Genomic DNA, 21,242 nt, shown 5'->3' on the forward strand with positions numbered 1-21,242 from the left:
CGCCAGGCGTCACAGCGGGTCGCCGAGGGGGCCGTGCTCCTCCTCCGGGGCGTTGTTCCCCGTGGGCGGCGAAGTCCTGCTGGGTGCCGTCGCCGGGGTCGGCGGCACCACCCTGCGGGGCCCCGGCCGTACCCCTGGCCGGGGCCCCGCAGGCCGCTGCCGGACCGTCCGACTGTCACAGCACTGCAACGCCGCCCCTCCCCGGGGCGCCCGGAGCCCACCATGGCCTGATGCGCACACACCACACCTTGGCCGTCGCCGCAACCGCCGCGCTCCTCGCCCTCACCGGCTGCTCCGACGCGGACGCGGACCGCGCGGGCGCGAGCGACGAAGGCAAGCCCAGGCCCACCGCCTCGGCGCCCGCCCCCACGCCCACCGCCGCCCCGGAGCCCGCACCCTCCGACGCCGGCGTTCCGCCGAGCCCCGCGCCCGCCCAGCGCACCCTTTATCTCGCCGCGCTCAACAGCATCGACCCCGAGATCGTGAGCGGCGAGGAGGACAAGGCCGTGAACCGCGGCTTGAGCCAGTGCCAGTCCATGAAGGACGAGAAGGACCCGACCAAGCGCGTCGAGTCCACGAACCGCCGCTTCACCAGCCCCGGCCATCCCGACGGCTTCGGCCCCACCAAGGCCGCGTTCATCCTCGCCGCCGTCCAGACCAACCTCTGTCCCACCTACTGACGGGCCCTTGGAGCACGACGTGCGGCACGGAGCGCGGGCGCACCGGCCCGGGTCGAAGATCCGCGGCGCCGCAATCGTGCTCCCCCTCGGGTATGGGCGCGCCCTGCCCGGGTAGGGGCCGGTCCACGGCGTGGCGCGAAGGCGCCGGGCGCTCGTCAGACGACACCGCGAGACGGGAAGGCCGCCATGGCGAAGAAGGAACTGCGCAAGGGCGACGAGGTCAGCTGGAAGAGCCACGGGCAGACGGTGGCCGGCAAGGTCGAGAAGAAGATCACGGAGCGCACCCGGGCAGCGGGCCGCTCGGTGGACGCGTCCACCGAGGAACCCCAGTACGAGGTGCGAAGCGACAAGTCCGGCCGAACGGCGGTGCACAAGCCGGGCGCGCTGCGGAAGAAGGGCCACGGGAAGTGATCTCCCCTCGTCCTCAGGACGGGGGATCTTCCTGCTCCGCCCAGCCCAGTGCGTCTCCTTCCGAACCGCCGGCGGGGCACCTGTAGGCCATGCGGAACGAGAGCGGTGCGATGGACGGGGCCCACCGGCCACCCGAGGGTGTCGGCGAGGCGACGGTACGGGCGCTGGGGGCCCTGTCGAAGGCGCTGGAGACGACGGAGCGGGCGCGGGGCCACTTGTACGGGTTCCACCAGCTGACCGGGACGGCCGATTTCGAGCTGGACGAGGCCGTACGGCTGCTCCGCGAAGCCGGTCACGAGGAGCAGGCGGAGCAGATCGAGCGGGAGATCGTCGGCCGCAACGTCATCCCCGGCCACTGGACGTTCCAGATCGTCGAGGCCTACAACTCGACCTACTACCGGCCCTTCGCCGCTCTGGAGCAGCGGATCCTGCAGCATCTGGCCGGCGGCCGGGACCACCTCTACGAAGCGGCGCTCAAGGAGGACCGTCGCACCCGCCACCACCCCGACCACACCGCGACTCCCGCGACGCCCGCGGCCCCGGGGACCGACGCCGGCTAGCCGTGCGACCGCCCCGGCCGGAGCGGGGTGCCTCGGACGCGGGCGGGGCTTCCGACGGCACGGGCCGCCGCCCGGACGGTGCCGAGCACCGCCTCAGGGCGGGACGGCATCGGGACGTGTGAGGAGTCGACCTCGGTCACCGTGGCGCCCGTGCCAAGCGCGGAGAAGCGCTGCAGCTCGGTCGACGGCACGGTCCTGCCGGGAGACGACGAACCAGCCCGGCTTGGTACGCCAGGCCGGGGTGCCCGTGGAGGCACGCAGCACGGCCGCGGCCGCGGAACCCTGGGTTGCCCGGACCAGCCGCCGCTCGGCCTCCGGGAGGTGGACCGCAGAAGTCGGCGATCCCGTCGCGGTTGGTCCGCAGGCGCCCGTCCTCGGAGTCCAGCTGGGCGAACAGCGGCGGCGGGGCGTACTTGCCGATCAGGTCCTGGGGGGTCTCGCCGGCGTCCGGGGCCAACGCGGACACGTGGACCAGCCCGGCCACCCTCGCGTCGGTCCGGCGGTGGTGGACCGATCCGAGGGGCGGGCCCGCCTCCCCCGAGGTCAGGGGACGGAGCACCGACCGGCGGGGGGCTGATCGTCATTTATGCTTCTTGGCGGCCGCGGGGCGGTGGCCGGCCCGCCCGCCCGTGCACGGAAAGCCCCAGGGGAGAAGTGAGGTATGCCGGTGATCTGCGTCGGAGGCATGATCGGGATAGGCAAGACGAGCGTTGCCGAACTGCTCGCCAAGGAGCTGGGCAGCGCGGTCTTCTACGAGAGCGTCGAGGACAATCCGATCCTGCCGCTCTTCTACACGGCGAGCCCCGAGGAGATCCAGGCCAAGCGCTACCCCTTCCTGCTCCAGCTGTACTTCCTGCAGACCCGGTTCGCCGCGATCAAGGAGGCGTACAAGCAGGGGGACAACGTCCTGGACCGGTCCATCTACGAGGACTGGTACTTCGCCAAGGTCAATCACGACCTCGGCCGGATCAGCTCCCTCGAGATGCGGGTGTACGAGGGACTCCTCGACGAGATGATGCGCGAGATCGACGGCCTGCCGTACCGCAAGGCCCCCGACCTCATGGTCTACCTCAAGGCGGACTTCGAGACGGTGATGCACCGCATCGGGCTGCGGGGCCGTGATTTCGAGCAGGACGAGCGTCTCGTCGAGTACTACCGCACGCTGTGGTCCGGTTACGACGACTGGATCAACGAGCACTACTCCGCCAGCGATGTCCTGGTCGTCGACATGAACCACACGGACGTGGTGCACCGTCCCGAGGACGCGGCCCGCGTGGCGCGTGAGGTCAAGGACGCCCTGGCCGCCGCCCGGCGGCGCATCTGAGGCTCCCCTTCCGGGTACGCCGCCCGGTACGTCCGCTCAGCGGGCGTCGGCGGTGCCCGTGATGCCCTGGCAGAGGGCCATCAGGCCGGTGGCCAGGGCGCTGCGCTGCTCGGTGCTCATGGTGTCGAGGACGCGGGCCAGCCGCTGACTGCGGTGACGGCGCATCTGTGCGAGGTGGGACGTCCCGGCGGCCGTCAGGTGGAGCGTGAGCTCGCGGCCGCTGTGCGGGGAGGGGCGGCGGGTGAGGAATCCGGCGGTCTCCAGGCGGTCGCAGAGCCGCGTGACGGAGGGAGCCGCCGCTCCGAGGAGCTGGGACAGGGCGCGCATGCGGATCCCCGGCTGCCGGTCCACCAGGTTCATCAGGCGGAGCTGGGCGGTGGGGATCGGTGCTCTGCCGGTGCTCTGGCGGGCGTTTTCCCAGACGGCGTCGAGGAGTTCCACCAGTTCCGTCACGGAGGCGAGTTCGGCGACCGCGGCTGGCGCACGGCGGTCGGTACTGCGGTCAGCGGGGTCCGGTGCCGGCATCTGGATGCTCCGCAAGGGTTGCGCGTGGCGCCGGCCCACTCCGCGTCAGACGCTGTCCGTGCTGCCGGGGCGGGCCGGTATGGCTTCCTCGGAAGCGGCAGACCGCTGCTTCTGCGTCGAGGAGGTGTGCTGCGCCCCGGCCTCCGGGGTGGTGAGGTAGTCCAGCGTACCGGTGAGTTCCAGGAGCCGGTCCAGCCGCAGAGGCCGCTTCTCGACGTGCAGCCGCACGTCCGCCGCGCCGGTCCGGCGACGGACCATCAGCAGCACCGACAGCCCGACGGAGTCCACCGCGGTCAGCCCCGCGCAGTGCAGATGCAGCTCCCGCAGACCCGCGTGGTCGGCCAGCACCCGCTCCACCTCCTCCAGGAGCAGGTCGGCGCAGTAGTGGTCGAGGTCGCCCCGCAGTTCGAAGCGCGTGGTGTCCGGCGTGTCGAGGCGCGTCAACTGGAGCGGACTGGAGTGCGAGTCGGTCATTCGGCGATCCCGGAGGTGGTCAAGGGGGTACGGGTGAGGTCGGCGGCACCGGTGCGGAGCATGCCGGCCGCGCGGGGGAAGTCCTTCAGCTCCCGCCCCAGGAGGCCCAGGGCGGGGAGCAGGGAGTCGGCGGGGACTCCGCGGGCGGTCAGGACGCCCGCGGTCCACAGCAGGAAGCGCGAGAACAGCTCGTGGTCACCGGTGTAGAGGGCGGTGGCGAGGAACTCGACGATGTGGGAGAGGTCTTCGGCGGTGCGTTCGCGCTGCTGCTCGGTGTAGCCGCGCATCGCCGGGTAGGCGTCCTCCAGCCCTGCGAAGACCGCCCGTACGAGGTCGGGGCGGTTGCGGGCGACGAGCGTGTATTCCTGGTCGGTCAGGTGGGGCAGGTCGTCGATGGTCTGGTGGTCGGCCTGGGGCCGGGGCAGCCGGCCGCGGGCCAGGTCGTCGGCGGCGGTGCGGGCGTCGGGGGCCCAGGCGTCCGCACCGAGCAGGCGCGCGTACCGGCCGTCCGGTCCGAAGGCGGCTCCACCCACCAGGACGGGGATGCCGGCGGCCTGGCAGGCGGTGATCGTCGCGTGGGCCGCGGGCAGACGGGTGGGGATCGAACTGGAGAGCGCCACGGCGTCCGGGCCGGTGCGGTGCAGGTGCGCGATGAGATGGGGCGTCGGCACCTGCGCCCCGAGGTAGTCGACGTCCCAGCCGCGCAGCCGCAGGACCTCGGCCAGCAGGCGCGCGGGCAAGGCGTGCCACTCCCCGTCCACACACGCGACGGTGATGCGGCCCAGCCGGGGAGGGGTGCGGGCGGAGGAGTGTTGGGCGAGGGCGGCGATGCTCCGCTCGTTGATCGCGGTCGCCGCGTGTTCCTGTGCGACGGTGATCCGGTTGGCGGCCCACTCCTCGCCCACCCGGCCCTGGACGGGGGCGATGACATCGAGCAGCACGCTCTCGGCGTCCAGGCCGGCGTCCAGGGCGCGCCGTACGGCGGTGACCGCGGCGGCCTCGTCGAGTGTGAGAACCGCTTCCCACAGCTCGGCGGACAGCTGCCGGGGGCCGGAACCGGTGATGTCCCGGGTGGGCGCCGTCGGGGTCGTCGTGTCGGTCATGCGGTGAACCTGCCCCGGGTGTGGCCGTCCACGGCCGTGAGGTGGTTGGTGCGCGGGGCGGCGATGACGACGACGGCCATGTCGTCGTGCTTTCCGCCCCCCACCCATTGCGAGGCGAGCATCTGCACGCGCTCCACCACCGCCTCCGCGGGCATGCCCGCGCACTCCGGCAGCGCCCGGCGCAGGCGTTCCTCGCCGAACAGGGTGTCGCCCATGGGGCCGCCCCGCGCCTCGCTGATGCCGTCCGTGTAGAGCAGGCAGGTGTCGCCGGGGGCCAGGGTGGCCTCTGCCGTCTCGGTGACCAGGTGGGGCAGGACGCCGACGAGGGTGCCGCGGGTGGCGACCTCCTCGACGAGGCCGTCACTGCGGAGGATGAGCGGCGCGGGGTGCCCCGCGCTGGTGAGCCGCAGCTCCACCGAGTTGCCGGCCCGGGACGCCGAGGCCAGCACCATGGTGACGAAGCGGGCGTTGTCGGTGTTGCGCAGCGAGGTGTTGAGCAGGCTCAGCATCCGGTGGTGGTCGTCCGCCATCGGCAGCAGCGCGTGCATCGTGTTGCGGATCTTGCCCGTCATGACCGCGGCCTGCAGGCCCTTGCCGCACACGTCGCCGAGGACGACGAGGGACGCGTCGCCCTCCGCGGACGCGGGGTGGACGTCGTAGAAGTCGCCGCCGACCCGCTCGTGGTCCTTCGAGGGCCGGTAGCCGCCCGCGTAGTCGACGCCGGAGACCTGGCTCAGCGTCGGGGGCAGGAGCTCGCGCATCAGGATGTCGGTGATCGACGCCTGCTCCGCGTAGAGGCGGGCCGCGGACATCGCGGCTCCGGCGCGGGCGGCGAAGAGGCGGGCGAAGACCTCCTCCTCCTCCGTGAACGCCTGGTTGCCGGTGCGGCGCAGGAGCACCAGGGCGCCGGCGGGTACGCCGTGTCCGGGCAGCGGGGTGATCACGATGGAGCCGACCGTGCCGAAGCCGTCGGGGACCAGCCAGGCGGGCGCGGTGGCCGGGTCGATCCAGCGGGACGGGACGGGCGGGAACCCCTGCAGGGCCTCGGCCAGGCCGGGGACGTGGGCCGGATCGACGGTCAGCCGCGTGGTCGAGGGGGTGCCGTCCTTCAGGCAGACCACCATCGGCAGGACGCGGCCGTGGGACGGGGCGATCACCAGGGCCGCGTCCGCGAGGTGCTCCGCGGCCATCTGCGCCGTGACGTCCATGCACCGCTCCAGGTTCAGTGACGACAGCAGCAGGTTCGAGGCCTGGGTCAGGAACGCCGTGCGCTCCTTCTCCAGGTGCAGCGCCTCGCGGGCCAGCCGGTGGTCGGTGTCGTCGAGCAGCCACCACGTGACGGTGCCGTCCTCCGCGGCGGTCGGGTGCGCCTCGAAGGTGCGGTCCTCGACCGGGCCGTGCGCGGTGGGCAGGGGTGCGGCCTTCTGCCTCTGGGCCGGGATGCGCAGAGCGTCGCTGTGTGCCGAGGCCAGCCAGGCAGGCAGGACGCCCGTCATCTCCCGGCCCGGCCGTGCACCCGGGAAGACCAGACCGGCCGCATCGTTGACGAACCGCAGGATCCCCTGCGAGTCCGCCACGAGCACGGGATGGGGTGCCTCGGTCCACGGGAAAACCACCGTGGACGGGGAGGTCGTTGTCTGGGTGTCATTCACCACTCATGGAAGGCCCGCTGCGCGAACCCCTCACCTCATTGCATCGAAGGAAAACCCTTGCCGTACGGCAACCATCCTCCACCGTTCGCACCCCTGGCAACCCGGCCTCGCTCGCACGGCCGTCCGCCACCTCACCCACACCGGGCCGTCACACCGTCTCCTCAACCGGGACGACCGGGCACCTGGAGGGGGTCCGCGGTAGTGCTCGAGCGCGCGGATCCCGGGGCTCGTCTGCCCCGGGGCGCTCCGCGCATGCGTCGGCCGCGGCCGTGCGATCCAGCGGCCGTGGCGCCGCACCGGTCCGGCGTCACGGGCGCGAAGCGGCCCCGTTCGGCCGTACGACGGTGACGGCGGAGCACCGGTCCGCCGGTGAGCGGCGTCACGGCGATGCGAGGAATCCACGGCCGGTGGCCGGCCCGGTCCGCCCGTATAGGAAGATGTCGAGGTGATCGGAGATGAACCGGTGGTCACCGCGACCACGGACGAAGGCGTGACCGTCATCACTGTCAGCGGCCACCTGGACGAGGACAGCGCCCCTCTTCTCGTCGAAGCCCTCGCCGAAGCCGCGGCGCGGGGCCCGGCACGCACCGTGGTCGATCTCTCCGGTGCCGGTTTCGCGGATTCGTCCGTCCTCCACGCCCTGTTCCAAGGCCAGGAGGTCCACGCCGCGGCAGGCGGCGCGCTGGTCATCGCCGGCCCGCTGCGGACGGCTGTCGACCGGCTGTTCGCAGTCACCGGAGCCGGCCTCGCGTTGCGGGTGGCGGACAGCCTGGAGACCGCGATGACATGCTGAGCCGCAGCACCACCCGAGCCGGCGTGCGGTGGCGTGCCGCGCACGACGGAGGGCAGGCGATGACCGTATGAATCCGCCCACAGCGGCCGACGACACCCGCGGCCCCGGACACGCGCGGGACCGCGGCGCCACGAACGCCGGGGCACCCGTCACCGCGGCCGCCGCCCGCACCCGCGTCAGCGGCCTGCTCGTACGGGGAGGCGTCAGCCTCGACAGCGTCACGGCCGCCGACGCGCTGCTGGTGACCTCGGAACTGGTCACCAACGCGATCCGCCACGGCGGCGGCATCACCGCCATGACCGGCCATCTCGCCGACGGCTCCCTCCACGTGTCCGTCACCGACGCCAACCCCTGCCCGCCCGTCGCCCGCACCGGCAGCCCACAGCACCCGGGCGGATTCGGATGGCCCCTCATCCAGCAGCTCTCGCACGAGATCACCATCAGCACGCATGACGCCGGCAAGACCATCAGCGTCACGCTGCGGCTCGCCTGACAGTTGACGGCGTGTCGGCCGGGACGTGGCCGATGCGCGCCGGGAACGGAAAAAGTTTTCCGCAGCCGGCTATCGGGTGGTCCTCCGCTGGGCATGCTGCGGGTACTTTCCCGCCCCCCTGGACGCCGCCTGTCGGCGTCCCGGCCGGCGGGCCTTCCGTCCGCTGCTCTCGGGAGGTACACGTCATGCAGTCACCCCGCGTTCCGTCAGCCCGCACCCCGTCTCCGGGCCCCAGCCGCCGCGGGCTCCTCACCGGCATCGGCCTCACGGCCGCCACCCCGCTCCTTCCCGGCGTCATCCCCGGCCAGAGGGGCGACGCCGCCGGACTCGCGTCCTACGACCGGCCGTCCCGTCCGCCCGCGCCGTCCGGCGGGCCGGTGTTGCTCCGCGGGGCGTCCCTGGTGCTGACCATGGACCCGGCCCTCGGCAGCGGCCCCTTGGGCTCCCTCGAGAACGCCGACGTGCTGATGCGGGGCGGGACCATCGCCGCCGTCGGCAGCGCCCTGGTGGCCCCGCCCGGCGCCCAGGTGGTGAAAGCCTCGGGCAAGCTGGTCATGCCCGGCTTCGTCGACACCCACAATCACCTGTGGCAGGCGGTGATCCGCGGCGGCTGTACCGACCGCGACCTGTTCGGCTGGTTCCAGGGCTGCACCGACCCCCAACGCGGCCGGCTGACGCCCCGCGCCCTCCACAGCTTCGTGCGGCTCGCCGCCCTCGACGCCGTCCAGTCGGGCGTGACCACGCTCGTGGACTGGGTGGACATCTTCTCCCCCGACCTCATCGAGAGCTACATCAGCGCCCTGGCCGGCACCGGGGTGCGCTTCACGTACGCGATGTATCCCCCGCAACCGGACGCGAAGCTGGTCGGCCAGGTGAAGAGGGATCTCGTCGACCCGCTGCCGCTGGGCTCCTTCCAGATCGCCACCCACGCGGCCCGGGCCGTCCAGGACCACAACCGCGCCCACTGGGAGGCCGCCCGGGAGCTGGGGGTCATGCTGAACTCCCATGTCCTGGAACGCCCCGAGCAGCGTGCGGACGACCCCGTCGGAGTCCTGTCCGACATCGGGGCGTGGGGGCCGCAGCTCCTGATCAACCACGCGATCCACCTGACCGACGCCGAGATCGCCTCCGCAGCCGAGCACGACGTACGAGCCGCCCACTGCCCGCTCAGCAACATGCGGCTGGCGTCCGGCATCATGCGGCTGCGCGAATTCGGCCGGCGCGGCGTCAAGGTGGGGCTCGGGCTGGACGGCGGGACCAACGACAGCTCCGACTTCCACGCCCTGATGAAGACGGCCATCGGCCTGCAGCGCGTCGCCACGACCGAGGCCGCGGTCTTCCCGCAGGTGCCCGACGTCCTGCGGATGGCGACGCTCGGCGGCGCCGAAGTGCTCGGCATCGCCGACCGGGTGGGCTCCCTGACACCCGGAAAGCGCGCCGACGTCGTGGTCGTCGACCCGGCCGCCCTCAACTTCGCACCGCGCTTCGACTGGGTCGGCCAGGTCGTCTTCAACGGCCGACCCGAGAACGTCGACGCCGTGTTCGTGGACGGACGGCCGCTGAAGCTCGGTGGCCGCCTGGTGGACATCGACACGGACGGCGTCGTACGGGAGGCGGAAGCGGCCGCGGGCCGGCTCCGTGCGGCCGGGTAGACCGACGGGTGCGTGGCGCTCCTCGTCGCGAGGCGGCGGGGACTTCGCGGCTACCGGCCGTCGCGGCCGGCATGACGGGCCCACAGGATCAGCGGGGCCTGGAGGGGCAACCGGGCGACGGCGAGGGCCTTCGCGGGCGCGGGGCGGTGGCGCCAGTCGTAGGCCATCTTCACGTTGGCCGGGAACACGGCCGCAAAGAACAGGGCGGCGGCGCGGGCGCTGGTCCGGCGGGTCGCCGGGAGCGCCAGACCGGCGGCCAGGGCCAGTTCCGCGGCGCCACTGGCCGCGGTCCACGCGCGGGGACTGCCGGGCAGGGCGCGCGGCACGATGGCGTCGAACTGCCTCGGGGCGATGAAGTGTGCGGCGCCCGCCGTGGCGAGGAGCGCGGCCAGGGAGAGTGCGGAGCGTGCGGGCGTGGGCATCGGGGTCCTCCGGGTGCTCGGGGCGGGCGGTGGCCGCGGGGCAGGACGGTCCTACTGGTCGGTAAGTATGGTGCACGGCCGCGGACCTGTCCCGTCCCGGGCACCAGGTCGCCGTGGCGCGGGCCGACGCTGCGGGCGTGCCCGGCCTAGACCGTGCTTCGCATCCGTGCCCGGTCTAGACCCCGTCGCAGCCATGCCCGGCGCAGGCCCGGCGCCGCAGCGCCTGGCAGGCCGGAGCAGACGCGGCGGGCGCATGCGGGTCGGGCTCGGGGCCGGGCAGGCGTGCCCGGCCCAGGCCGACGCCGCGGGCATACCCGGCCTGGACCCGGCTTCGCATCCGCACCCGGCCTGGACCCGGCTTCGCATCCGCACCCGGCCTGGACCCCGTCGCAGCCGTGCCCGGCGCGTGCGGGTCGGCTCGGGGCCGGGGCCCTCGATGACGGCCGGGCCGTCGCGGGGGCGCCCGGAACGGCCGCGCCGCCGGGGACGACACCGGACCGGCCCGCCCACGAGACCGGTGATTCCACCGATGTGCGGCTGCCGGGTGCGCCGTGACAGTGGTCCGGCCAACGAAAGCGGCGGTACCACCGGCAGGCAGGACGGTCCTCGGCGCGAGCCGGGTCCCGGATCGCGGCCGGGCCCACTCCGCCACGACCGAGAGGACGACTCCGTCGTGCAGCAGCAACCCACCGAGAACGCCCGACGAGCCCGGCACACCCCCATGACCCCTCAGTCCCGTCCCCACCGCGACGCCGGCGCCGGCACCGCCGGCTCGGGCAGGACCCGGCCCCGCTCGCTCCTCGCCGCGCTGGCGGCGCTCCTGACCATCGGCGGACTCGCCACGTTCACGGCGCCCGGTGCCCAGGCCGCGGGCAACCCCTACGAGCGGGGGCCCGCACCGACCACGTCCAGCATCGAGGCCGTCCGCGGCCCCTACGCGGTCTCGCAGACCAGCGTGTCCTCCCTCGGCGTCACCGGCTTCGGCGGCGGCACCATCTACTACCCGACCACCACCGCCGACGGGACCTTCGGCGCCGTGGCCATCTCCCCCGGCTACACCGCCACCCAGTCGTCCATCGCCTGGCTCGGCCCGCGGCTGGCCTCCCAGGGCTTCGTCGTCCTGACCATCGACACGCTCTCCACCCTCGACCAGCCCGACAGCAGAGGACGCCAACTGCTCGCCGCGCTGGACTACGTGACGCAGCGCAGCACCGTCCGCAGCAGGGTCGACAGCAGCCGGCTCGGCGTCATGGGCCACTCCATGGGCGGCGGGGGCACCCTGGAGGCCGCCAAGAGCCGGCCGTCGCTGCAGGCAGCGGTCGCCCTCACCGGTTGGAACCTGGACAAGTCCTGGCCCGAGATACAGACGCCGACCCTGCTCGTCGGCGCCGACGGCGACACGATCGCACCGGTCCGCACCCACTCGGAGCCCTTCTACGCCGGTCTGCCGAGCTCGCTCGACAAGGCGTACCTGGAACTCGAGGGCGCCACGCACTTCACGCCGAACACCTCCAACACCACCATCGGCAAGTACAGCGTCGCGTGGCTGAAGCGGTTCATCGACAACGACACCCGCTACGAGCAGTTCCTCTGCCCACTGCCGAGCCCCGGGCCGACCATCGAGGAGTACAGGGGGAACTGCCCCCACACCTCCTGACCCCCGGCCGGTGGAGGCCGCGGCCCCCGGGCCTCCACCGACTGCGCCAAGACTTCCGCCACTGTTTACACCGCAGTAGCCTCACCGGCGTGACCGGACAGACGACCGCGGGACGTCCCTGCCGGATATACGGCCGGACCACCGAGAGGGCAGCCGTCGACGCGCTGTGGGACCGGCTCCGGTCCCGGCGCGGCGGCGCACTGGTGCTCGCGGCGGAGCCAGGACTGGGCCGCAGCGCCCTCCTGGACGCGGCCGCCCGGGAGTTTTCGCTCGGGCCCGTCCTGCACCACCGGCCCGTGACCTGCCCTTCCCGGCCCTACGGCAGCCTGGACGCACTGCTGCGCGCGGCAGCCGAGGGCGCGGGCGCGGCGCCGCCCCGGCCCGCTGCCGGGACCACCGCGCCGCCGGGCGACCTGCCCGGGCTGCTGCGGCAGTACCACCCCGGGGCGGATCCGCTGCTGGTGTGCGTGGACGACGTACACCTGTGGGACGCGCCCTCGCGGGCCGTTCTCGCCTCGGCCGCACGTGACCCCGGCTCCGGCCGCCCCATCGGGCTCCTGCTCTCGATCGCGGAGCACCGGGCGGACGAGCCCGGCTTCGCGGGGCTGCCCCTCGTCCGCTTCGGCCCCCTGGACGACTGCGCCGCGACCGCCCTGCTGCACGATCTTGCCGACGGGAGCGTGGACCCCTCCGTACGGGCGGAGCTGCTGTCCGAAGCCGAGGGGAACCCGGCCGTCCTCACGGCGCTGGCACAGCGGTTGACACCGGACGAGCTGGGCGGCCACCGCCCGCTGCCCCGCCCGCTGGTCGGCGCCGGCGCCCTGTGGGCCACTTTCGGCAGCCGTCTGACCCCGCTGCCACCTCCCACGCGACAGCTCCTGCTCCTGGCGGCGGCCGCCCACGAACCGGACCCCGAGGCGGGCGGCGCGGACGCCTCCCTTCTCCTGCGCGCCGCCAGCGAGGCGGGGTGGGATCCGGCCGCCCTGGACCCGGCCGAGGCCGCGAGGCTGGTGCACCACGACGGCGACCGCGTCACCTTCGGCAGCTCCCTGCTCCGGCGGACCGCGTACACGGGCGCGCCGTCGTCCCAGCGCCGGGCGGCCCACGCCCTGCTCGCCTCGGTCCTCGACCCCGACCGGCACCCGTTGCGCCACCTGCTGCACCGGGCGCTGGCCGCGCAGGGCCCCGACGCCGCGCTCGCCGCCGCTCTCGTCGCCGCGGCCGCTTCCGGCACACCCACGACCGCGACGGAGCGCTCGGCCGCGCTCGCCCGGGCCGCCGAACTCACCGCCCACGAGGAGACCCGCACCGCACGCCTGACCGCCGCCGCCGAGTACGCCCGTATGGCAGGGTGCCCGCGCAGGGCGCGTCACCTGCTGGCGGCCGCGCGGGACGGCGCCCGCGCCGGCGCGGTGCACGGCCGCACGGAACTCGTCCGGGGCCGCCTCGCCCTCCGGGACGGACCGGTCGGCGACGCCCACCAGGCGCTGCTCATGGCCGCGGAGCGGCTCGCCCCGCTGGACGCGGAGGCGGCCCTGGAAGCCCGCACGGAGGCGGTCGACGCGGCGTGGGCGGCGGGCGACGCCCCCGCCTGCCTGGCCGCGCTCGCCGACGGCTCCCTTGCCGCTGCCGGGGCGGCGGCGCCCGATCCGAGCCGGGACTACCGGGCGGGGCTGCGCTCGGCGCTCGACGGGCGCCTGACCGAGGCCGCACGGCCGCTGCGCCGGGTGCTCGAACACGCCCACCACGACGACGACCCCGCCCGCCTGCTGCGGGCCGGTGTCGCCGCGCTGGTGATCGGCGACATCCCGGCGGCGTGCCGGGCGAACGCCCGCGCGCTGGCCGTCTCACGGTCGAAGGGGCTGGCCGCTCTCACCCCCCGGATCCTCGAACACCTCGCGTACGCCGAGTTGCGTGCCGGACAGCACGCGCGGGCCCGTGCCCATGCCCGGGAAGGACTGCGCGCCGCCCACCGGGCGGGGCAGCGCAACGTGGCGGCGGGCCAGCACGCGATCCTGGCACTGGTCGCCTCCGTGGAGGCCGACGCGTCCGTCGTCGCCGCACACGCCGGGGCCGCCGTGGAGATCGCCCGGCCGCACGGGCTCCTCCAGGTCGTCACCCTGGCCGAATGGGCCCTGGCCCGCGCCGACCTGTGCCGCGGCCGGCCCCTCGATGCCGTAGCCCGCCTCGGCCCGCTGACCCGGCCCGGTCCGGGGCGCGGTCACTTCGCCGTGCGCATGCTCGCCCTGCCCTGCTTCGTCGAAGCCGCCGTGATGTCCGGGGCGGGGGCCGAAGCCGCGGCGGCCGTCGAGGAGTTCGCCCTGTGGGCCGCGCAGGGCGCCGATCCGCAGGCACCGGCGCAGCTGGCCCGCTGCCGCGCCCTGGCCGCCCCGCCCGACGACACGGCCGACGCCCTCTACGCCCTGGCCCTGGCCCGGCACGAGACGGGGCCGGGGGACTTCGAGCGCGCCCGCACCCAGTTGCTGTACGGGAAGTGGCTGCGCCGCCGGCGCCGGCCGGCGGAGGCCAGGAACCGGCTGCGGGACGCGCTGGTCGCCTTCGAGCGCTGCGGGGCCCCGACCTGGGCCGAGCAGACCCGCGCCGAGCTCCGGGCCACCGGCGACGCCCCTGCCCCCGCACCGGCGGGCGCTCTGGACCGGCTGACTCCGCAGCAACTGCGCATCGCGCGGCGCGTGGCGGAGGGTGCCACCAACCGGGAGGTGGCACTGAGCCTCTCGGTCAGCCCCCGTACCGTCGACCACCACCTGCGCAACGTCTTCGCCCTGCTCGGGGTGCGTTCGCGGACGGAGCTCTCCCGCCTGGTGCACCGCACCGAACCCGAGGGCGCCCTGCCCTGACGCCTTCAGCCGGGTCATTGGGTGAGGAAGCGCGTCGCACCCACGTAGACACGGCCGGTGGAACCGAGGGGCTCCTCCCGGACCACGTCGCCCGTGCGGGGCGAGTTGATCATCATGGGTTCGCCGTTCCTCGTCCCCGAGTAGATGCCGACGTGGGTGACCGCGCTGCCGTCGGCGGGGCGGAAGGCGACGATGTCGCCGGGCCGGAGGTCCGCCGGGTCGGTGACGCGCACCCCGACGGCCGAGCCGGCGGGAGCCTGCCCGCCGCCCGCGTCGAACTGCGGCTGGGCGTCCCGGGGAATCGTCAGTCCGAGGGCGGAGTAGACCTGGCCGGTCAATCCGGAGCAGTCGTAGCCGAACCCGGAGGTGCCGGACCACAAGTAGGGCAGGCCCAGTAAGGCGCGTGCGGCGGCGACCACGTCCGCGCCGCTCGGCGCGGACGGCACCGCCGTCAGGTCGCCGGCCCGGAAGAACACCCGGGCGCCGCTTCCCGAGTAGGCGGTGACGACACCGGGCAGCGGTCCTGGCTTCACGGGAAACGAGGTGTTGTACGCATACTCGGCCGCCTGCCCCGACGCGCCACCGCCGCCCGGGACGGCTGCCGCAGCCGCGGCGGCGGCCGTGGCGAAGCCCCGGGCCGTAGGGCGTCCGACGCGTTCCTCGTGCGTACCGCGGGGCGGCGGCCGGTGCTCCGAGGTCAGCTGCCGGTCGGGCACCCAGCCGGGGTAGGCGCCTCGTCCGTCCCGGTCCCGGGGCGTGGGCTGGCCGTGCACCCATACGTGGTCCCAGAGGATGCCGCCGTGCCACACCGTCCGGTCGACGCTCACCTTCACGCCGTGCAGCGCCTGCGTCTCCCCGGCCACGTCACGCCGTTCGTCCAGCGACATGGCCGCCAACCAGCCGCGGAGGTCGGCGGGAACGGCCGTCGCGGGGGCGTCGACGGGCCGGACCTGCCCGGGGCTCTCCCACACCTGCGCCACGGTCACGTCGACATAGCAGGTCGGGGCCCCGTCGCACGGACGCGGCGCGACGGACGGGGCGTCGCCGACCGGGCCGGCCGGAAGGTCCGGGACGCCGGGCAGCGCCGCGGCCGGGGCGGCGAGGGCGAGGAGCAACGCGGCAGCCGTCAGTCCGGTCTTCACTGAGTACATGCGGCGATCCTGTCCCGTGCGCCTCGCCTCCGAAACCCCGGCGCGGTGCGGTCGTCCAGATCCCGCCACGGTCTGCCGGCCGGTGTCTTCCGGCCACAGCACTGGGCTGACCGGCCGGACAGTTGTGCGGCGCTCCGTCGTTTCCGTCCGGACACGCCACCGTGGGCCAAGGGGAGGGAACACATGCGTCGCCGGCTCCTGTTGTCCGCGCTTCCGTTGGTCGCCGCCCTTGTCCTGACGGCCGGCCTCGTGGGCGAGGATCCGCTCTTCGGCTGGGGGCACGGGGGGACGCTCGGTACGGTCCGGATGAGGGAGGTGCTTCCCCCGGGGACGGAGATCGCCGGATACCGTGTGGTGTTCCCGGGTGGGCGACGACAGGATCAGCTACCGCGGGCTCGACCCCCCGCCCGGGGACGCTGCCTCGGGCGGCTCTCCGGTACCGATGGCGCCGGGACCGCTCCAGGAGCCCGGCCGGACGACGACGTTCGTCCGCACGGGCGGCGTGATCACCCGGTACCCGGACGCCGTACCGCGACCGGTGGTCGAAGACCTCACGGCCCGCTTCCGCCGGGCCGCGTCCGGCTGACGCACACCCCTGCCGCTCGCGGGCGACCGCGCGCCCTCAGTAGAGCAGGACGCGGGTCACGATCACCTGGGGCGGGTGGGCGTCCGCGGCGACCACGTACTCGATGATGCCGAAGGCGCCGTCCGCGCCGAGCGGCAGCAGTCGGCATTCCGGCCAGTCCTCCGCCGCGGTGCTCCCGGCGGCGCGTCCCCGGCTCTCCCCGATCTCCACCATCGCGGCGACGATCGGGCCCATGGCCCACGGCGGCAGCGCCGGATCGGTCATGAAGGCCGCGACCTCCTCGGACAGCACGCACGGCCAGCCCCCGGAGCTGCCCCCCAGGGGGTCACTCAACGGGCAGGCCCGCGGCGCGGCGCCGGTCGAGCATCTCCTCGACGGTCGCGGTGGCCCCGGTACCGGAGAGCGCTGCCGACAGGCGAGGCTGCCGGTCGGGATCCGACAGCAGCACCGCCCGTCCCCACCAGCGCAGGAGCACGGCCTTGACCTCCTCCGGCGTCGCCGCCAGGAGTTCGCGGTAGAACTCGATCCGCTGTACGCCGGACAACGCCTCCGCGATCCCCTCGGCGTTCCGCGGCACCCGCTCCGGCTCGTTCCGGTGTACCGGTTGTGCGGTCATCACCCACCCACCCGCTCTCTCTGCTGCGAGGAGTCTGCCCGCTCGCGGCGCTCCCGTCGACTCCCCTTCGGGCACGGCGCCGCCCGGTGGCAAGGGCATCCGCCCGGGGCGCCGAACCAACCGGCTCCCCACCGCGGGCCGCCGAGCGGTCAGGTCGCCGAAGGGTGGTGGCCGGGGCCCGTGGGCGGGCCGCCGAGCGGGGTGGGAGAAAGCCCGGCCGGGTCCTCGCCCGCTTCGAGCAGGGTGTCGGCGGCCCCGACGATCAGGGGGTCGGGGAGTCCGGCGGACTCCTCGTCCTTGCGGGCGTACGGGACCCGCCAGAGCAGGCTGCGCATCGCCTCCAGCCGGGCTCGGCGCTTGTCGTTGCTCTTGACGACGGTCCAGGGCGCGTGCGCCGTGTCGGTGGCGCGGAACATCTCCACCTTGGCGGCGGTGTAGGCGTCCCACAGGTCCAGCGAGGCCAGGTCGGTGGGTGAGAGCTTCCACTGGCGCACGGGGTCGACCTGGCGGATCGCGAAGCGGGTCCGCTGTTCGGCCCGGGACACCGAGAACCAGAACTTGATCAGCAGGATGCCGTCCTCCACCAGCATGGCCTCGAAGGTCGGGCACTGGCGCAGGAACCGCTGGTGCTGCTCATCGGTGCAGAAACCCATGACCTTCTCCACGCCGGCGCGGTTGTACCAGGAGCGGTCGAAGAAGACGATCTCCCCGGGGCCGGGGAGGTGGGCGATGTAGCGCTGGAAGTACCACTGGCCCGTCTCCCGCTCGGTCGGCTTGTCCAGGGCGACGATGCGGGCTCCGCGGGGGTTGAGGCGTTCGGTGAAGCGCTGGATGGTGCCGCCCTTGCCGGCCGCGTCCCTCCCCTCGCAGATCACCACCACGCGGGCGCCGGTCTCCTTGACCCAGCGCTGCAGTTTCAGCAGCTCGATCTGCAGGACCCGCTTCGCCCGCTCGTACTCGACCCGCCGGATCTTCCGGTCGTAGGGGTAGTTCTCCCGCCAGGTGCGGATCGGCTCGCCCGCCCCGTCGAGCAGCACCGGCTGCTCGGGGCGGCTCGCGTCCACGCTCAGGCCTTCCAGCAGCACTTCCTGCGGGTCCGGTCCGTGGTCTCCCTGCTCAGTCACACCCCGCCTATACCCAGGCCCCCGGACGGCTACCGTGCCACGCGTCACCCAAATGGATCAGCCGGGCCGGACCTCGGCCCGGCATCCGCTGGTAGCCGGCCCGGCAAGGGGCCCCGGCCTACCGTGCCTACGACCGACGCTCCCCGCGGGCCGCGGCCGACTGCCGGTGCCCACCGCGCGACCCTCCGCCGTCCCGGCCTTCGTCGCCGGTTCCCTGCAGGAGGCCCACCATCTGGTCCAGCACCCGGCTGAAGTCCTTCCACGGGGCGGTCCGGTCCTCGGTGTCGGACGCGTCACTGCGGCTCATCCGCTGTCGGGACGATGTCATGGCCCACCTCTTCGTTCCGGTGGCCGGCCCCCTCTACCGGCCGGCCGTCACGCGCGCCGCGAGCGGCGTACGGGACGTCTGCCCCGCCCCGTGCACGTTCATGCCGTCCCGACGACGGGCAGGAGCCCGGTATGCCCGTTTTCATCGGCACCTCCGGATGGCAGTACCGGGACTGGTCGGGCGTTCTCTACCCACCGGACCGGCCGCAGCGGCTCTGGCTCGAGGAGTACACGCAGCACTTCTCCACCGTGGAGCTCAACAACGCCTTCTACCGGCTGCCCTCGCCCGACACGTTCGCGCAGTGGCGCCTGCGCACCCCGCCCGGCTTCGTCATGGCCGTGAAGGCGAGCCGTTTCCTGACGCACATCAAGCGCCTGCGCGAGCCTCGGGAGCCGGTCGGGCGGCTGATGGAGCATGCCGCTCCGCTCGGTGACCGGCTCGGGCCGATCCTGCTGCAGCTGCCGCCCACCCTGCGCGCGGACCCGGCCGCGCTCGACGCCTGCCTCGCCTGTTTCCCCGCCGGTGTGCGCGTCGCCGTCGAGCCGCGGCACGCGTCGTGGTGGACGGCCGACACACGCTCCGTGCTCGTCGGCCGCGGCGCCGCCCTGTGCTGGGCCGACCGGCTGTCGCGGCCCGTGACACCGCTGTGGCGGACGGCGGACTGGGGCTACGTACGCTTCCACGAGGGCCGCGCGCAGCCCGCCCCCCGTTACGGCCGGGCAGCGCTGCGGAGCTGGGCGGGCCGGATCGCCGACACCTGGTCGCCGGACGCGGACGTCTTCGCCTACTTCAACAACGATCCCGGTGGAGCGGCCGTCGTGGACGCCCGGTCGTTCAGGCGTCTGGCCGCCGGATCCGAGGTCGTGTAGTCCGTGTGCCGGCTTCTGCCCGGCCGGCCCCCGCGCATCGGGAGGGTTGCCGAAGCGTGCGCGGGTAGGCGCCGGGCATGGACACAGTCAATCCGCTGGCCGTGGTCACCGGTGCGTCGAGCGGCATCGGCTACGAGCTGGCCGTGCAGTTCGCCGAACACGGCTTCGACCTGATCATCGCGGCGGAGGACGACGCGCTCGCCTCGGCCGCGGCTGCCCTGACGACCCGGGGAACGCGCGTGGAGCCCGTCCGCACCGATCTGGCCACCAGGGAGGGCGTGGAGCAACTGCACCGCGTGATCACGGCCACGCGGCGGCCCGTGGCGGCCGCCGCGCTGAACGCGGGCGTCGGGCGGGGCGGCGCCTTCCTGGAGACCGATCTGGAGGACGAGCTGGAGATCATCGACCTGAACGTGGTCTCCACGCTCCACCTGGCGAAACGGCTGCTGCCGGGGATGGTGGAGGACGGGGAGGGCCGGCTGCTGATCACGTCGTCGATCGCGTCCACCATGCCCGGTCCCTTCCAGGCCGTGTACAACGCGAGCAAGTCGTTCCTCCAGTCCTTCGCGCAGGCGTTGCAGAACGAGCTCAAGGACACCGGCGTCACGGTCACCTCCCTGATGCCCGGCCCGACCGAGACGGAGTTCTTCGAGCGGGCCGACATGCTGGACACGAGGGTCGGCCGATCGGAGAAGGACGACCCGGCGCGGGTGGCCGCCCAGGGCTTCGAGGCGATGATGGCCGGCAAGGACAAGGTCGTCGCCGGATCCTGGAGGACCAAGGCGCAGGGCTTGGCGCATCGCGTCCTGCCCGACAGCGTCAAGGCGAGGGCCCACCGCGGCATGGCGGAGCCGGGGTCGGGGTCGGGCTCCGCCGGCTGACCCGGCGGACGAATCCGGCCGCGGGGGGAGGGGGCGACGCACCGCGGCATCGGCCATGACCGGAGCCGGATCTGTGGATTCCCGCGGAGCTCGTCGCCGGCGCGGCAGTTCGGTGCGGGCGACGTGGGTGACGACGGCCGGGAGGCAGGCGCGCACCGGCTGGACGGCACGCAGCCGGGCGGGCACGCAGACGGAGGTCCGACGTCGTTCGGCGGCCGTCGCGAGCCGGTCCGCGACCTGGGCCGCCGGGAACACCTTGCGAGCGGGCCGCGGCATGTGGGCGCGCAGTTCCCGCAGGACGGCGTACCGGTCGGCGTACCGGATCATGTCGGTGTCGACCCGGTTGCAGGAGGCGATCCCCACCCCGACCCCGCGGTGGGCGACCTCCCCGCGCAGGGCGTGGGGGAAGGACTCCACGCCCGCCTTGGAGGCGCGGTAGGCGCTCACGCCCGGGCCAGTGCCGCTCCCAGCCCGCGCGCCGCCCCCGTCACGACCACGGTCCGGTCGCGCAGGGGTTGGTGGTGTGTCCGCGTCCTCACTCGGTGCCTCCGCCGTCGGCGTCCCGTGCTTCCAGGACGCCCCTGCCGACCGCCCCCGCAGGGGCTGCTCCTCGCCGTCCATCCGTTTGTCGCAATCCTCGGTGGCCGGGACCCTGTTCGGGCCCGACTGAGATGCGGCGGGATGTGCGTGCGCGCACCATGACCGTGACGTCACACCCCCGTCGATGAAAGGTCCACCATGCCCCGAGGATCCAGCCCCAAGCGAGAGCGCCAGTACGAGCACGTCAAGGAGTCCGGCGAGAAGCGCGGTATGTCGGAGGGACGTGCGAAGGAGATGGCGTCCCGCACGGTGAACAAGGAACGCGCGCGTTCGGGCGAGAGCAAGACGGCGAGCCGCAGCTCCACCCAGGGCAAGTCCGCCTCGCAGCGCGGTGGCGAGACATCGCGTGGTGGCGGTGGCGGCAGCAGTTCGTCCGGGCCCACCAAGGAAGACCTCTACCAGGAGGCCAAGAAGCGCGGGGTCGAGGGCCGCTCGACCATGAACAAGGAGCAGCTCAAGAGCGCGCTCGGCCGCTGACTCGCG

The 21,242-nt window shown here is 74.0% G+C and carries 23 protein-coding genes and 1 pseudogene; 13 read left to right on the forward strand and 11 right to left on the reverse strand.

All coding sequences use genetic code 11. From position 1 onward, the window contains the following. The first annotated feature begins 230 nt into the window (after positions 1 to 230). The 4 genes from AC07FY_RS23640 to AC07FY_RS23655 all read left to right on the forward strand — a co-directional run bounded on the left by AC07FY_RS23640 (position 231) and on the right by AC07FY_RS23655 (position 2,975). Positions 231 to 680 carry a DUF732 domain-containing protein gene (locus AC07FY_RS23640; protein WP_479009266.1) on the forward strand — a complete coding sequence of 150 codons (450 nt, stop codon included), beginning with the start codon at positions 231 to 233 and terminating at the stop codon, positions 678 to 680. A gap of 186 nt (positions 681 to 866) precedes the next feature. Then, the gene (locus AC07FY_RS23645) at positions 867 to 1,091 is read left to right on the forward strand and encodes a hypervirulence associated TUDOR domain-containing protein (protein ID WP_479009267.1); all 225 of its coding nucleotides are present in this window, start codon (positions 867 to 869) and stop codon (positions 1,089 to 1,091) included. An 89-nt stretch (positions 1,092 to 1,180) separates the two neighbouring features. Continuing rightward, entirely contained in the window at positions 1,181 to 1,651 is a 471-nt protein-coding gene (locus AC07FY_RS23650) for a hypothetical protein (protein ID WP_479009268.1), read from the forward strand. Positions 1,652 to 2,312: 661 nt separating this feature from the next. After that, positions 2,313 to 2,975 carry a deoxynucleoside kinase gene (locus AC07FY_RS23655; RefSeq protein WP_479009269.1) on the forward strand — a complete coding sequence of 221 codons (663 nt, stop codon included), beginning with the start codon at positions 2,313 to 2,315 and terminating at the stop codon, positions 2,973 to 2,975. A 36-nt stretch (positions 2,976 to 3,011) separates the two neighbouring features. Here AC07FY_RS23655 and AC07FY_RS23660 read toward each other — a convergent pair whose 3' ends face one another. Genes AC07FY_RS23660 through AC07FY_RS23675 form a run of 4 tightly spaced genes read right to left on the reverse strand, consistent with a single transcriptional unit; the run spans position 3,012 to position 6,660 of the window. After that, complete coding sequence (locus AC07FY_RS23660; protein ID WP_479009271.1) at positions 3,012 to 3,500, reverse strand: MarR family winged helix-turn-helix transcriptional regulator; 489 nt, start codon at positions 3,498 to 3,500, stop codon at positions 3,012 to 3,014. Between the two features lie 45 nt (positions 3,501 to 3,545). Next, complete coding sequence (locus AC07FY_RS23665) at positions 3,546 to 3,974, reverse strand: STAS domain-containing protein (RefSeq protein WP_479009273.1); 429 nt, start codon at positions 3,972 to 3,974, stop codon at positions 3,546 to 3,548. Beyond that, the gene (locus AC07FY_RS23670; RefSeq protein ID WP_479009275.1) at positions 3,971 to 5,077 is read right to left on the reverse strand and encodes a cobalamin B12-binding domain-containing protein; all 1,107 of its coding nucleotides are present in this window, start codon (positions 5,075 to 5,077) and stop codon (positions 3,971 to 3,973) included. Before AC07FY_RS23670 ends, AC07FY_RS23665 begins: the two co-directional genes overlap by 4 nt. After that, a complete protein-coding gene (locus AC07FY_RS23675) occupies positions 5,074 to 6,660 on the reverse strand; it encodes a PP2C family protein-serine/threonine phosphatase (RefSeq protein WP_479009430.1) in 1,587 nt (528 codons plus the stop codon). Before AC07FY_RS23675 ends, AC07FY_RS23670 begins: the two co-directional genes overlap by 4 nt. 514 nt (positions 6,661 to 7,174) lie before the next feature. Here AC07FY_RS23675 and AC07FY_RS23680 point away from each other — a divergent pair. From AC07FY_RS23680 to AC07FY_RS23690, 3 genes are all read left to right on the forward strand, one after another. Beyond that, positions 7,175 to 7,522 carry an STAS domain-containing protein gene (locus tag AC07FY_RS23680; RefSeq protein ID WP_479009277.1) on the forward strand — a complete coding sequence of 116 codons (348 nt, stop codon included), beginning with the start codon at positions 7,175 to 7,177 and terminating at the stop codon, positions 7,520 to 7,522. Positions 7,523 to 7,589: 67 nt separating this feature from the next. Further along, a complete protein-coding gene (locus AC07FY_RS23685; protein ID WP_479009279.1) occupies positions 7,590 to 8,015 on the forward strand; it encodes an ATP-binding protein in 426 nt (141 codons plus the stop codon). A gap of 185 nt (positions 8,016 to 8,200) precedes the next feature. Continuing rightward, entirely contained in the window at positions 8,201 to 9,667 is a 1,467-nt protein-coding gene (locus tag AC07FY_RS23690) for an amidohydrolase family protein (RefSeq protein ID WP_479009281.1), read from the forward strand. Positions 9,668 to 9,717: 50 nt separating this feature from the next. On the opposite strand, the gene AC07FY_RS23695 is transcribed toward AC07FY_RS23690, so the two are convergent. After that, positions 9,718 to 10,089 carry a DoxX family protein gene (locus AC07FY_RS23695; protein ID WP_479009283.1) on the reverse strand — a complete coding sequence of 124 codons (372 nt, stop codon included), beginning with the start codon at positions 10,087 to 10,089 and terminating at the stop codon, positions 9,718 to 9,720. A 721-nt stretch (positions 10,090 to 10,810) separates the two neighbouring features. Here AC07FY_RS23695 and bdeA point away from each other — a divergent pair. Beyond that, positions 10,811 to 11,746, forward strand: coding sequence for a bis(hydroxyethyl) terephthalate hydrolase (bdeA, locus tag AC07FY_RS23700; protein WP_479009433.1), 936 nt, complete (start codon positions 10,811 to 10,813; stop codon positions 11,744 to 11,746). Between the two features lie 89 nt (positions 11,747 to 11,835). Next, complete coding sequence (locus AC07FY_RS23705) at positions 11,836 to 14,604, forward strand: helix-turn-helix transcriptional regulator (RefSeq protein WP_479009285.1); 2,769 nt, start codon at positions 11,836 to 11,838, stop codon at positions 14,602 to 14,604. Between the two features lie 14 nt (positions 14,605 to 14,618). On the opposite strand, the gene AC07FY_RS23710 is transcribed toward AC07FY_RS23705, so the two are convergent. Continuing rightward, complete coding sequence (locus AC07FY_RS23710) at positions 14,619 to 15,755, reverse strand: C40 family peptidase (RefSeq protein WP_479009287.1); 1,137 nt, start codon at positions 15,753 to 15,755, stop codon at positions 14,619 to 14,621. Positions 15,756 to 16,119: 364 nt separating this feature from the next. Here AC07FY_RS23710 and AC07FY_RS23715 point away from each other — a divergent pair, with 364 nt between their 5' ends. Next, positions 16,120 to 16,341, forward strand: a complete 222-nt coding sequence (locus AC07FY_RS23715) for a hypothetical protein (RefSeq protein WP_479009289.1) — start codon at positions 16,120 to 16,122, stop codon at positions 16,339 to 16,341. A 36-nt stretch (positions 16,342 to 16,377) separates the two neighbouring features. Here the strand turns inward: AC07FY_RS23715 and AC07FY_RS23720 are convergent, their stop codons facing one another. The 4 genes from AC07FY_RS23720 to AC07FY_RS23735 form a co-directional block, all read right to left on the reverse strand. Then, the gene (locus tag AC07FY_RS23720; protein ID WP_479009291.1) at positions 16,378 to 16,605 is read right to left on the reverse strand and encodes a hypothetical protein; all 228 of its coding nucleotides are present in this window, start codon (positions 16,603 to 16,605) and stop codon (positions 16,378 to 16,380) included. Positions 16,606 to 16,666: 61 nt separating this feature from the next. Continuing rightward, positions 16,667 to 16,957, reverse strand: a complete 291-nt coding sequence (locus AC07FY_RS23725; protein WP_479009293.1) for a hypothetical protein — start codon at positions 16,955 to 16,957, stop codon at positions 16,667 to 16,669. Between the two features lie 149 nt (positions 16,958 to 17,106). After that, complete coding sequence (gene ppk2 / locus AC07FY_RS23730; protein WP_479009295.1) at positions 17,107 to 18,081, reverse strand: polyphosphate kinase 2; 975 nt, start codon at positions 18,079 to 18,081, stop codon at positions 17,107 to 17,109. A 127-nt stretch (positions 18,082 to 18,208) separates the two neighbouring features. After that, positions 18,209 to 18,409 carry a hypothetical protein gene (locus AC07FY_RS23735; RefSeq protein ID WP_479009297.1) on the reverse strand — a complete coding sequence of 67 codons (201 nt, stop codon included), beginning with the start codon at positions 18,407 to 18,409 and terminating at the stop codon, positions 18,209 to 18,211. Between the two features lie 131 nt (positions 18,410 to 18,540). Between AC07FY_RS23735 and AC07FY_RS23740 the strand changes: the two genes are divergently transcribed. Both AC07FY_RS23740 and AC07FY_RS23745 read left to right on the forward strand, forming a co-directional pair. Beyond that, a complete protein-coding gene (locus AC07FY_RS23740; protein WP_479009299.1) occupies positions 18,541 to 19,278 on the forward strand; it encodes a DUF72 domain-containing protein in 738 nt (245 codons plus the stop codon). 77 nt (positions 19,279 to 19,355) lie between these two features. Then, positions 19,356 to 20,159, forward strand: coding sequence for an SDR family NAD(P)-dependent oxidoreductase (locus AC07FY_RS23745; RefSeq protein WP_479009301.1), 804 nt, complete (start codon positions 19,356 to 19,358; stop codon positions 20,157 to 20,159). Between the two features lie 99 nt (positions 20,160 to 20,258). On the opposite strand, the pseudogene AC07FY_RS23750 reads toward AC07FY_RS23745, so the two are convergent. After that, a pseudogene (locus AC07FY_RS23750) lies at positions 20,259 to 20,630 on the reverse strand (SDR family NAD(P)-dependent oxidoreductase); the annotation flags it as partial. 267 nt (positions 20,631 to 20,897) lie between these two features. On the opposite strand from AC07FY_RS23750, the gene AC07FY_RS23755 reads away from it, so the two are divergent. Beyond that, entirely contained in the window at positions 20,898 to 21,236 is a 339-nt protein-coding gene (locus tag AC07FY_RS23755; protein ID WP_479009303.1) for a plasmid stabilization protein, read from the forward strand. Positions 21,237 to 21,242 lie beyond the last annotated feature (6 nt).

This window comes from Streptomyces sp. NPDC045967, from assembly GCF_056430495.1.